Genomic DNA, 14,225 nt, shown 5'->3' with positions numbered 1-14,225 from the left:
AAGCTGTTTATGAATACTCCCTAAAACAGCTTCTGTAAGTATGATTTGAAGATTTAATATGTATAATTTATAGATTTAATTGATATGAATATGTATGATTTATAGGTTTAATTGATATGAATATGTATCATTTATAGATTTAATGTGTATGTTCTGTTGATATATCCACTAATGAGGATACGGTATCGTATGCTGCTATAAATGTCGGAATGCTGCTGCCAAAATGATATTTTTTCCCTCTGATACTAATGTTTCCATTGTCATCACCGGTTTCATACTTTAAATTCCATACTTCTCCGATTGCTTTTATGTCCGCAGTCATTATGATTACATAATCATTATTACCATTGAATTCCTTTCCGGCACTGTATTTACCGGTAATCGTATATTCAATGCCATCAAGCTGAAATCTATCTCCAATTGCATACTCATTATTACCTGTCTTTGATAAGAGGAATACTTTGGAGAACTGTTTCGTCTTTGTCTTGCCTTCCTGGATATAAGAGGTTTCATACCACTCGTCTTCGGGCGTTATATGCACTCCCTTCTCCCTATAGGCAGTAAATACAGCGGAGGACGGAAGTCCCAATGTCAGGTGCCATCTTTGTGCCTGGCGATAAAACATTTCATTGCGGTAAGCTCCGTTTAGATTGGTATTTATACCTCCATTGATACCGTTAACAGTGATTCCCAGTCTTGCAGCCTGCTGCCTTATTGCTGTTACACTACTGTTTCCTACAAAGGTTCTGGCTCTTCGTCCCGGCTGAAGGCATTGTATGGTTCCCAGATTAAAATAGTTACCATAGGGTACTGTCAGATATTTATAGCCTGTAATTTCTCCGTTAGAACCATAAACCTCCTCTGTAAAATAATCCCTTACCCGGTCAGTAACCTGAGATTCCATGCCACCTGATGTATAATTCCTTCTGGCTGCTTCATTTGTCCAGTTTAAATACATATTATATCGATATAGATTTTTCGATAATTCCTCATAACCTTTTAGATAATTTCCATTATCATCCATATATTCAGAATAGAGTCCGAAATAATTAATGGGCCTTGTAACACCATCATCAGTGATATATATATCGACAGGAATCATTTCATTGGTGCTGGTGTTAAGTGCATAAAAATATGGAATTACCTGCAAATATTGATTGTAATTGCCTAGCGACGTAATATCAAACATAACATTATAACCAAGCTTAAGCTGTTGCTCCTGTAAGGCTGCTTTTGTATTCTTATCTGCAGAAACTCCCATACTCTGACTATTGGCTTTCACTGTCCACCCTTGTGTTCCCCAGGTATTATAGTATCCATTTGCTTCATTAACCTGTTCACCCCGTACATCCACAGCCAGGGGATACCCGGCAGAGTTTCTGTGCCAGGATAAATAATTTTCAGTTATGGAACTGTCTACGTTTGAGATAATTCCTTCAATATACCAATCACTGCGGTTTTCTGCAATTGGTTTTTTAAAGAAATTACTAAAACGCATATCATCCGTATCTTCAATAATAAAATTACCAATACGTCCGACAATATCAAGATAGGCCAGTTTGGCGGCAGTATGCTTCGCTGTGAAATTATAAAACCTCTGTTTATTGGTAGCATATAAATTACCGTAATTATAAACACTGAATTCATTTTGATATATACCATCACTCGCATAAGGCATCTCCTTACTGCTCTGCCTGTTATAATTAATCCCTTCTACTGCATACTGAACTTCCGCACAGGATACCTCATCATTAGCCAGCAGGCAATAAAAATTGTACTCTGTTTTTGGAGAGCTTACATTAACCGTACCGTCATTATTTAGTTCAAATATCTTACCATCAATTACAGCCAGGGTTCCGCCTTCCAATAAGGTCGTACTACCTCCGTTATAGTTCAATAAATGATTGGTCATATCAAACAGGTAAGTATTTCCCTGTAATTTGAGTGTTGTACCATCGCTTAATGCATATTTTCTTGTTGTTGTTTTATCTACGATTTCCAAAGAAATCCATTCTCCTGCTGTGTGATTTTCCCACACTCCATTCCTCTCATATAAAACATCATAGTCAAACTTTACATACTTTTCCCTCGTCCATTCTGTGGTATCCATATTCTGGCTGTATCCCCTGCCTCTGCTGATTACAGGCTCCGGTATACCATAAGCCCCATTGCCATAAAAATCACCTGTATTAGGGAAATACACTTTAAAAAAATTATCCAGGGCTATATAAGCTGCCTGCTCTACTTTAACTCCATTGGCATCAATTGTTTCCTCAATGGTGGTTTTATGGTTTTCATTTTTTTCGCAGGCACTCCAGCAAATATCATTGGAATAATCATAGTGCCCCCCTGAATGATGGGGTTCCATACATGTCAGCAGTGTCTGCACCGTATATACTTTTTCGGTATTATTAATCAACCTGCAATCCCAGATGGGATTGACTATTGTTACTCCGTCCGTTGTTACCCAATCAGGAATAAGGTGCATTTCAGACTTTATGAAATGAAACAGTTCTGTTTCATCTGGAAAACGGTTTGCTTCCAGAACAGTAATAACAACCTTACCGTTACCGCTGTTAATACCATTATTTAATGATCCACCTGTCAGTTGTGAGGAAACGTATCCCGAACCTCCGCCGCCTCCTGCATCAGCAGCGGCAGCAAATCCGCCATAGTAGCCTCCTCCACCACCTCCTCCGTCTCCGGTGTGTGACTGTCCCTGTCCAAGATCATAATAAGAAGCAGAAGAACCTCCTATTCCATTATACTGAGCATTATAAACTTCACCGCCGTTTCCTCCGGCAGGACCACCTCCGGAACCTCCGGCACCTACAGCATATGTAGTTGTGGAGGATAAAACTGTATACTCAATCTTCCAGTTACAGGAGCCTGAATCACGGTAGGCTCCTGCATAAAATTCAACTCGGTCTCCCTGATATACAGTAGCACTGCAGGAAAAGTGCAGGCTGCCGCCACTATCATCATCAGAAGTACTGCTCCTTAAAGCCCCAGTGGAATCGTAAACATATATAAATCCGTAAGGATCCGCCGTGAAATCCGTTGATTTAAATGTAACCGTACCATTCCCAGCTGCAATAAATGATTTTGCAAGGGTTCCGTTTCTGGTCGTATAACTTGAATTTCCGGTGTAAGGAATGGTAGACGGTGTATTTGAGGTTACGGTATGGTTATTGCCGGCACCACCGCCGCCTCCCGCAACCAGAAGCACTTTATTTTTAGTTTCATTATTTTTCAGCAGGGAGCTTAAACTTCCGTTAGCGGTTGCTATGGAGGTAGCTCCTCCACCACCTCCGGAGGACCCGATTGTGCCTGCATGTCCACCTCCATTATATCCACCGCCGGCACCGGATGCGCTACTGGCACCCTGACCGCCCACCAGAAGATATAAGGTAGATGCTTTTAAAAGTGTCAGTGTACCTTTCGCATATCCTCCATTTCCACCGGCAGTGCTGTCATTCCCACCCTGGGCACCATAGGTTTCTAAGGTGTAAATTCCCTTTGGCAGGATTACTGTCTGTACATTACCGGAATAAGAATAATTTAGGATATCACCGCTTTTTATATTGCCTGTACTACCACTTGACACATCGATTTTAAAATTTGAAACCAGCTTTTCAAAAAGTTCAGTTCCCAGTTCCTTTTTTAAAGTGTCCCAGTTTCCTTCCCTTGCCTCAGCCAGGGCAATTTGATAACCTTCACTACTCTGAGTCAGACAGGAAGTATCATGCACATGTTTGGAAAAGGAAGTTATAACATCATAGGAGTATCCGTCATCCTGGTTTCTTGTCCAGTCAATACTGTTATTAAGGGATGTAAGCCCATTAAAAGTATCCTGATAAAAGGATCTTTCCTTTTTGTAGGTCGTATAGCAGCTTGCTGTATGCTCCAGTATTCCTCCGCACCTTTTGACGATAACATTATCCAAATAAAAATTCGTACTGAAGGAATTGTCAAAATCCCAGCTGCCCACATTAACACTGCTGCCTCTCATATCATCCTCTATGGCTGCTTCCGCAATCTGCTCTTCCGTAACTCCGCTGGTAATCTGACTTATAACTTTGATTCCATCTACTTCAAGTTCACAGTCATAAAGAGATCCAAGACTGAAGGTAACCGTGATTTTTACTTTTCTGCCTACAATGTTTGTTACAGTACCTGGCCTGGTCTTTTCTTTACTCGTAATAAAGGCAGGTGAACTTCCGCCTCTCGGAAGGTATAAACCAACTCCGCCAATGGAAAAGAGCATCATATTATTTTCCGGCCTAACAGGAATAAACACATCTGCCGAAATCTGTACCCTGGAGCTGCCATTTCTGCTGATCTTACAATCATTGAAGGGCAATTGTAACCTTGTTCCGTTCCCTGTTATTTTTATGAATCCTCCTGTTCCAAAACCACTGTAATTGCTATCACCAGAAGTTAATTCTGTTCCCTTTGGAAGTTCATAGGCTGGAAAGGCCCCGTCTTTATTTTTAATACTGCTCGCTATCATTTGCCCGTCGTAGGAACTATAGATATCCTTCTCTCCCGAATTGCTGCTTTCTGTAATTTTATCTTCAAAGTTGAATGACAGACTGGTGGTGTCAAGAGTATACTTACAGCTAAGATAACGGTATTCACATAGCTCCGGAGTTCCGGGGCATTTCTCCAGTGCCTTTAAGGTATCCATAGCATCTTTTACGATGCCCTCCTCTGTACGCTGATCTTCCACCTCCGACTTCACTATCATGGCATTTTGTGTGGATACCGCATCTAAAACAATAATATTGTTCACCTTATCCTCCAGCCCATCGTCATAAGCTGAGTATCTCGATTTATAAAGCAGTCCCGGACCGTACTTATAACCTGCCCCTTTCAGTACTTCATTTTCAGCTTCCGAAAATATATCCTTTATTACCTCTTCGCCTGTAATCAGTTTTGCTTCTTCGCCAGTCAGCTTATATTTTAAGACAGGACGGTAGAATACAAAGGATTCTCCAGTTTCATATTGAGCATTTTTATTGATCGGGTTCTGTTTGATCTTATCAATATATATTAACAGATCTGTTACTCTGTCCATACGAGCCTGGGATTTACCCGGTGAAGAGATATTAGCTGCTCCATAAACAGGCTTGCTATAAGATTGGCTGCTCCTTACTGTCGCTAGTCCCAGCTCATCTGCTGCACTAGAAAATATGGCCATGTCATTATCAAATCTGGTAGTTATTTTTTCTTTTTTCCCGGTTCCCTGGTATTTTGCTGCTGTTAAATTATATTTTCCATTATAAGATCCAATATTAATCGCATCAGGCTTGGTATTGGCAAAGGTGAATCCATTATTCTCCCACATCTTCAGCCATTTTCTGTCTATCTCGTCCTGGGTAGATGCTTTCTTCACATCCCCAGAGGCCTGAAGAGAAGGAAAGTCCTCCTGTGCTTTTGCTTTTGTTATTTCTTCATAATATACAGGACTTTGATCTCCGCTGGAGGTCTGCAAAATAAGCATATCAGATATAACAGTAGCCGTTACTTCCTGGGTACGCCTTGTATAGAAACGTTTCCATTCATCCGTAAGCAGATCCTTTGAATCCAGTTTATTCATATATGCCGGTTTAAGCGTAGCTGAAGTTGCTTTATTGTCAGAGACAAAATCCTCTGTCGTTATGGAGATGCCGGGAGCATTCCCATAACCCGAGGTACTACCGTTACTGTATAGAATTCCGCTGGCAAACCCCAGTTCATGTCCCTTTTTCGCCAGAGGTGCCGGATTTTGCGGACTTTGCACCCTGCTTAACCCATCACACTTGTTTGTACGTTTCTCGTCCCCTTTTGACATTTCTTCATAATATACCCTATCACCTTGCGCTTCCTGCAGTGAGTACCTTATCCTTCCTATCTTTGACGCATTGGTTATTTTCTCATCCCAGAATTCAGGCTGATTGTCTGCAGCTATGTTATAAAAAATATTCGGATCCCCCTGGGTGATACTTGCTATCAGATTTTTATCACTGTCATAGGTTATCTCTGACATATCAGTAACATACCCCTTCTCTATCTTATATACATTGCATTTTGTAATCTGGATAGTGTCATAAGTCACCTCCTGATACCAGACATCTTCAATGGCAGGCAGATCATGGATACAACAGGGACCGCAAAGTGCATGAGCGGGAATCCCGGTTAAACCTGTTTGGATGGCTGCTGTTACATCCGAACTGTTACCGTCATAATTCTCAGCTTTTAAAGTACCATTTTGAAAGGTAACTTTTATTGTATAATCTATAATACTGGAGGCTCCCTGGGTTATATCCTGGCCAGGAGTATAGCTTCCGCAGTTATGTGAATGTTTAACTCCCGGGACAGCCGGGCTGCCGCCATTACCGTTTTCATCCGGCGGTACTGCCTCTTTTGGTTCTACATGCCAACCGGATGCATTGTGTCCATGACCACAATCGGAGTAACCGCTTCCTACACCTAATTTACCGGCATTCCACCCCCAACCGCTGCCCAATCTTCCTTTATCAGAACTGGTTAAGGAAGCTCCTGCAGCACTGGAAGAGGTATAGTTTCCTCCGCTATAACTTCTTTGCTTAGTATTCGCATAGCTGTTATCTCCTCCGTTCAGAGTAACGGTTATTACCGCGTTTCCAACCTGATATTGTCTGGTCTGTCCATCACTGTCCGCAATCTTTTGTACAGTGTAAGTGCTATTGGTTGCTTCCATTGCTTTTGCCCAACTGATAGCCTGCTCCAAATTCTGATTATAGGTATCAACCTCCCAGCTGGTACTGGGTTCGTCTTTGGTTCTTAAGGTTCCCGGATCAAAGCCAAGGCCTGCGCAGGGAGTTCCCGGTTTACCCGGATTGAATTTACCGATATCCGCAGGTTCCTGTGTACCGTTTCCAATGGTTCCTTTCCACTCTGCCCATAAATCCGTATTACTTGCATGATTGTTGACGGTTATATTCTTTGTTTTGCTTCCGTCAGGCTCAACTATTTTAGAGGATTCGGCAACAACATTCTTACTGATTGTCTTACCTGAGCCATCCCCTACAAAAGCCTCTGTTTTGCTATAGGAGCCGGTCCCTCCTTTTAACTGGTCATTCTTCTTGAATTCACACTCAATTCCATTATAATGGCTGATATATTCTCTTATTGCCGTTCTATCTGGTTCGTAATCCACCCTTAAATCCACCATAAACTCGTTACCGCCGGAGGAAAAATACAGTGTTCGGGTAGACGGAACTCCTGCCATTGCTTCAAAGGTTTCATTGTAGATAGAGCCTTCTTTTAATTCTGCATAAGCTAATGCCGGCTCCTCTGAATGCCAGCTGCTGCTGGGGAAGTTTAAGTATACAGGAAGCCTGTTCCAGGTATATTTTATTTCAACTTTATTGGTTAACCGTATATCCGGGATTTTAGATATATCCTCCGCTTCAATAAGATCCTTTTCTGCAGTTTCATCCGCTTTTCCAGTGGTGTAATACCATTTTTTATCAGTTGCTTTGTATTGGATATAGACTTTCGCTACATAAATAATATTCTTTTCTTCCTTATCTGATACTTTTAATTTACTGATAGTATCATCAGACCATTGGCCAAGCGGGGTTTTCCCCCGTAACAGTTCCAAAAATTTTTCTGAAGTAACTGTTTCCCAATCAGTAGAAGTACACCATTCAACATTGTTGGTATATATTTGCTTAAAATCTCTGCCTTCAATTGGAATACTGGTAAAGGCTGTACCATTAAAGTTTCTGTTTAGTTTGATCAGTAATCTGAACTCCGTAATATTATTCTTTTTTATAAACGTAGTCCACTCATCAATGGCATTTTCCTGCCCCTGACTATTGCCCTGTAATGTAAGTGCCTTTAATGTTACCTGTAAGTTAACATCGTCATCTGTAATAACGGTTTGTTTTTGCTGTGCCCTTCTATCGACATAATATTTTACTAAATCAATTATGCTATTATCCTTTTTATACTCTTTTTTGACTTTTTTATTAATTTTATCCAGGTCTTTTGAGTTTAACGTTAGAATTGCCTGATAATTTATAGCAAGTGTGGTTATAGGCGGTTCAAGCACCCAGTTAGTCCCATCCCAGGTATCACCTTTAAAATTAAACTTTAAGAAACCACTCAGATTCAACGGATTATTTGAACTTCCCCAACTCAGCCTATTATTTACAACGGATCTCACTCTTTCGGATATAACTCTGCTTATAATATTAGAGGAATAAATCGAATCCGTATAATATGTATTTGATTCTGACAAGCTTACTGCTGCTTTCAACCGATTGATATAATCCGTTTTGTTTACATTTTCATAAACAGTATTTGATGCAATCAAATCTGATAAATTGTAATTTTTCTGTACTCGGTATGCATCCTGTGTCAAGTCATTACAAGACATAAAAACAGTTGCCGGTTCAACATTGCCTCCTTCGGTACTTACACTATCTAATCTCCCTATTATTCCCTGTGTTATGGAAATATTTGCGCTTCCGTTATTATCGGTCATGAAACTTTTTATCCCATCTGACCAATAGGTTTTGTTATTCGATATTATATTCAGGGTCATCAATAAATCCAGGTATCGCAAATTAAAACAGTCAGCTGCCGTAATCGTATATCCATTGGTTGTAAATTTTGATGTACTTGAATCATTCCACTTATTAAAATCCAGTCCTGCATCATAAAGTTCCTTAACATGCAGGAATTCGTCAATCTTTTCCTTAATATAAATTTCATACTCACTACCGCCTCCTACCGGAATTACTTTGACATCCGTTATGTAGGACCATAACTCTAAGGAATTCGTTAACTTTGACTCATCGTCTGTATTTAGGTACTTTAAAAACTCACTGTCTTTCGCCAGCAAAGCCATGCTCCGGTTATTTGCTATAAATAGATCCAGGATTTCTTTATAGAAAACTCCTTGATTAATATTACCGCCAAAGGTTGTATTTTTATTTCTTGATAAATACTTAATTCTTCCTAAGGCATCTGGATTACTCCTACCGCCAACAAGGTTCAACTGTGTTAAGGATAAACTCGTTTTTCTTGCAAAATATACCTGCTCACTGGTATGGAAATTATGACGAATCATATAATCGGATAGAAGATTGGAGCAAAGCCACATAGCATCCTCAGTAGCATAAGGAATCACTGTCTTAATAGATTCAACCAGCCCATCGTAAGAACCATTATCTGTACTCATTCCATCTATTTTAGAATATAACTGCACAATAAACACTGGTTCTGTTATGGGCCAGATATCAATATCTCCACTTGTAGTATGCGGAAGCACAGCGCTACCGTTAGAACCGACCGCATAACCGTCATCACCGTATGCATTGATATTCTTCCATATCAAAAAACCGGAAAAACAGCATAGGAATACTACTCCAATTAATAAAATCTTTAATTTCCTGCTATTGCATTTAACACCAAATATCTTTCTTAAAACTACTTTGAAATTATGAAACATTTTTTAATCTCCCCTCTTATGAATCTGTTTCTTAATTGAAAGTATTTCTCAGATATAATATGATGGAAAATTTTAGATTAAGGTGTTTATTTACATTTTTTGCAGAAAATCTCTATTTCAGACGAAATATAAACCTTTGAGATATAATATAAAACTCAGTAAGAGAATAGTTATGCTATTTCAATAGTAACTTCTTCTATTTGACCTATGAATATGAATAGTAATTTCCTCTAGTTAAACTTTGATTATGAATAGTAATTTCCTCTAGTTGAACTTTGATTATGAATAGTAATTTCCTCTAGTTGAACTATCATTATGATTAGTAATTTCCTCTATTTGAACTAAGATTATGAAACAGCCAATTTCTAACTCATTTATTAATAAAAAAAAACAGCTCCCAAAAATCAGGGAGCCGTTTATGTTTTGTTAATTCTTTATTGGGGAGAACCTATCCCTACTACTACAGTTACAAAGCCGTTTATATTTTGTTAACTTTTTTATTCCAGGGAATTACTATAAGGTGGTACTCCACTATTCATAATTACAGAAAAATACCCTTCTTCAATTAATCTATGATCCTCCCAAAGATTTTCCGATAAGAAATATTTAAAACTGTTAAGTCCTGCGTTCCAGTAAGGATCTATATAATACCAGGTTCCATCAAGCTTTACCTTATTCCATGCATGGCCTGCGAACCCAATTCCGCTTCGGTTATCTGCACTTCCAATACAATAATATACTTCTATTCCAATACATTCAGAAAGGAAACAAAAGGTTTCTGCATAAGAGGCACATACTCCGCTGCCAGTCAATATAACACCTGATATAAGATCCGTATAAGTATCGTCGACAAATTTGCCTGTATAAGTTGAGTTCAGATAAGTCTGTAAGATCTTAACTTTTTCTCTGTCACTTAAAGTTGCTGAAAACAGGTTATTATCCTCTAATAACTTTCTGACAGCTGTCATCGTAATTAATTCTTTCCCTGTATAACCACTCAGATTATTGCTTTTGATTGCCTCAACAGGATCAAGTTTTTCATATCCGTCACCGACAACAACTTTTAATTCTTTTGTGATACCCGCAACAGTAACTTTTATATAACAGGTTCCTTCTTTCATGCCTTTTACGTAAATACCTTCACAGCGCTTATAATTACTGTTTAGATCTATGTGATAACTTTTTTCTGCTACCGCAATCCCATCGTTTGTTGAGATAATTTCAACGTCCTTCATAAGCGGCAGTATATCTTTAGCAAAACCTACATATTCCTCAATATTTGTCTCAAGCCATAAATCCGGAACCGTAAATCCATCATAAGCAACCGCATTCATAGCAATGGTCTGAATCTTTTTGCCATGTACAGAGGCAATAATTTCAAATTCTCCCGCTGAAGCAGCTGTAACCAGCCCTGTACTGCTGATTTTTACAGTTGAATTACCGGTAACTTTATAGCTGATCCCTAACTTTTTCAACTCGGCTGCAGTGTAGGTGTCGGATACGGAATTCAGACTTACTCCAGTTCCATTTACGAATACAGTAGTGTAAGCAGGTTCAAAAGTTATTTTTGCAGGATTTATTACAGTTATTTTACATTTATAACTTTTATTACTTACGGAAGCCTTAATAAAGGTGCTTCCATAACCGACAGCCGTTACTTTTCCTGAACTTGTAACTGTTGCAATGTTTTTGTTTGTAGAAGTCCAGATTATTTTCTTGGATGTTCCTGATATTTTTAAGGTTGTGGTTTCACCTTTTATCAGGTATATACTTGCAGTATTTAATGAGATTGCAGTAGATTTTGCTGAAGCAGATGCAGTAAGTGATTGATTTGTAAATATAAATCCGATTGAGAAAAGCATTGTAAAAAAAAAGATACTGATGGTATATCGTTTTTTCATCATAGATTTACTCCCCTGGTAAAGTGTTTACGAGTTGATTGCATCACTTTTATGAATTCAAATACAGATTTTTATATATTAATACATATTATAGCATTATATACATATTCTGTCAAAACCATATCGCTAAGATAAAGATTTTCCTTATTTGACAAAAAATACACCCTTTCCAAACATTTAAATTTTGTTAAAGAGTGCCTTTATATCAGAATATTGGAACTACCTCTAAAAATTCTAATGTATATGAGCGTAAATACATTTACCTAAAATTAGATCGTAATCCTAATCAAGATTTTTATATTCTCATCCCAATAATTGTAATATATAATTTAACCAAACTTTCTTTTAGCAAATCTTCCTTTCTTCAACAGCATATCATATGCCTCCTCTTCCTTTTCCAATTGTATTATTGAACCATCTACAACATTTGCTCTTTCATCTGTGACATATACAATCCACCTATCACTATCCTTCTTGATACCAACTTGATTTTCTCTTAATTGACTTTCATTAAACCAATTAATTCTTGTTAATTTTTCTTCTTCGATTATTTTTCTTATTTCATGTTGATTCATATTGTTCTCCTATTTTATTTCTTTAAGTAATCCCAGCTTCACTAAATACTCAACTTTGATAGGAAATTCATATTGAATGCCTCCACCGATTCCCTCTGTCAATTGAAACTAATGAACTTTCATCTGCCTTACCATTTCACATATTAATCATAACCATTATTAGATTGAAAAAAACAAAAAGCAACAAGAGAAGTATCATTCTCCTCTGTAACCCCTATACTCATGTTTATTCTGTAAATAATACCATTCCCATTTTAATGCACATTCTCTATATGCTTCTGGGTCATGTGAAAATCTAAGTTCTTTTCCTTGGCTTACGGCATCATCTAACGCAGGTTTATTAAAATAGTCAAACATATTCTTTCCGGCTTTATCCAAGCTATATGCCACAGTAATATTATCCCATTCTGTCCCTAAACTAAAGTATGTTGTATCCCTGCTTTAACAGTGTATGCACCTGGAGCTGGAGTTGTTTGTTTAGAAACATATTTAATTCTGTTTACCCTCATGGTATGTTATTAATTAAAAATATAGAGTTTTATCATTTCTTGTACAGTTATATTTTTACTATTAATCAAAACTTTATTAGTATGATAAAATGATAAAATTTCTTTTAAATTATTGCAATAATTGTAAAGTACTACATATGCTCTACATAATGTTACATCTTCAACTATATACTTTTTATCATAAACAACACTTGTACCGCTATGTCCTTTTATTAGAGAAATTTTCATCCTTTCTTCAATTCCTATTGAATAAGTATTATCATCAAATTCGCCGAAATAAGCAATTGCCGATTTTTCATCACCTTTACTAACTAAATTTTTAATTTCTCTTACTTTTTCACGGTCCACCACACTGTCATTTAGCTTTTTATATAATACTATACCCAATATAATTGCTTTTTCTTTATCAGTATCTTTAATCTTGTATAATTTTTCGCCTCTATGAATCTCATATATCGAATAGCTTTCATTTTCAAATTCTAATAATATATAATCTTCTTGCAGAATATTATTATATATGCTACAAAAATAATCTTGGTTGTTTTTATGTTGAATTCTTATACCATTGTCTTTTAATAATTCATTTATATCATTCAATATTAATCTCTCCTTTATTTACTAGATCTGTAACGTCATCTAATATCCCCATGCCTTCTAATTCTTTTATTGTATATTTAGTTCCATCGGCTTTATACTTAACAAATTGTTCAGCACCACCATCACTTCCAAACCATGCAGCAGCCTCTCCCGTTGTCATTTTATAATCTTCTGTCAATTGATAATAATGTACTTCAGCTCCTTCACTATGTGGTGCAAGTGCTCTAGATTCAAAAGAATCAGTTGCATTACCAAGAAATTCACCACTATTCGAACCATATCTTTTGAAAATTTTCCCTTCTGATATCATTTGGTCATCAAGTCTTGTTCCGGCTTTAAATCCATCATTAATAGGCCAATGAATTGCTCCTGTTGTTTGGTTATAATATAATGGATTATCATATACCTTTTTGTATTTGAGATATTGTTCATCACTAGGAGTAAAATCCCAATTGTTAATTTTAATCCTATCAATTTCACTAATAGTTTTACTGCCACCCTTAATTACATCATCTGACCCTTTAATAGCTTTATCAACCTTATCCAATCCTTTCAAATACTGAACATATTCCTCAGATGTCATACCGTAAGGTATATCATACTTTCCATTAGCAACATCATCCCAATACTTTTTGTATCTTACATTATCATCAATCTTAATTCCATTCTTAAGCAATGCTTTATCTGCAATCACTCCCGTCGTAGATCCTAACACTATCGCCAGAGCAACTGTCACCGCAGAAGGCACACCTGCTTTATCACAAACGATTACGGTTGACCCTGACACCGCTTCAGCCAGGATATCTGCGGCAAACATTTTGGCTAAAGCCATTCCCCCGCCTTTCGCAATTGCCGCTCCATATCCTAAGGTCACCAGGCTTACTGCCTCTGATACTACCTTAAAAGCTCGTTCATCTCCTGTTAGATAATCTCCTGTTATAAGGGTTTTACCCGTTGCTGCCTCAATAATGGGAATTACGACAGTCATCTCGCTTAACGATTCTAATAGTTCCTTCCAGAAGGGAGCATCCTTTTTATGGGCAAATTCTTTTAATACCAGGCTGTCCAGATACTCCTGTAAATTTACTTTACTTGGGTCTATTTTATCATTATTTACCAGATTTTCATAGTCTTTTGCAAATAGATCCAAAATCAA

At 37.5% G+C, this 14,225-nt stretch carries 6 protein-coding genes; all 6 read right to left on the bottom strand.

What is annotated here, in order from left to right; all coding sequences use genetic code 11:
- Positions 1 to 139: 139 nt before the first annotated feature.
- Complete coding sequence (locus BR73_RS0110875) at positions 140 to 9,487, bottom strand: glycine rich domain-containing protein (RefSeq protein WP_033165539.1); 9,348 nt, start codon at positions 9,485 to 9,487, stop codon at positions 140 to 142.
- A 497-nt stretch (positions 9,488 to 9,984) separates the two neighbouring features.
- Positions 9,985 to 11,391 (bottom strand): transglutaminase domain-containing protein, encoded by a 1,407-nt coding sequence (locus tag BR73_RS27365; protein WP_051685134.1) that lies wholly within the window; start codon positions 11,389 to 11,391, stop codon positions 9,985 to 9,987.
- A gap of 326 nt (positions 11,392 to 11,717) precedes the next feature.
- Positions 11,718 to 11,963 (bottom strand): hypothetical protein, encoded by a 246-nt coding sequence (locus tag BR73_RS0110865; protein ID WP_033165538.1) that lies wholly within the window; start codon positions 11,961 to 11,963, stop codon positions 11,718 to 11,720.
- 195 nt (positions 11,964 to 12,158) lie between these two features.
- Complete coding sequence (locus tag BR73_RS29115; RefSeq protein ID WP_197032653.1) at positions 12,159 to 12,341, bottom strand: hypothetical protein; 183 nt, start codon at positions 12,339 to 12,341, stop codon at positions 12,159 to 12,161.
- Between the two features lie 140 nt (positions 12,342 to 12,481).
- The gene (locus BR73_RS0110855) at positions 12,482 to 13,069 is read right to left on the bottom strand and encodes a hypothetical protein (protein ID WP_033165537.1); all 588 of its coding nucleotides are present in this window, start codon (positions 13,067 to 13,069) and stop codon (positions 12,482 to 12,484) included.
- Positions 13,062 to 14,225 carry a glycohydrolase toxin TNT-related protein gene (locus BR73_RS27360; RefSeq protein ID WP_051685133.1) on the bottom strand — a complete coding sequence of 388 codons (1,164 nt, stop codon included), beginning with the start codon at positions 14,223 to 14,225 and terminating at the stop codon, positions 13,062 to 13,064. The genes BR73_RS0110855 and BR73_RS27360 overlap by 8 nt, the downstream gene beginning before the upstream one ends.

This window comes from Clostridium sp. KNHs205 (assembly GCF_000702945.1).
GTDB lineage: Bacteria > Bacillota > Clostridia > Lachnospirales > Lachnospiraceae > Anaerocolumna.
The sequence above is the reverse complement of the archived record's forward strand: the minus strand, read 5'-3'. Positions and strand labels throughout refer to the sequence as shown.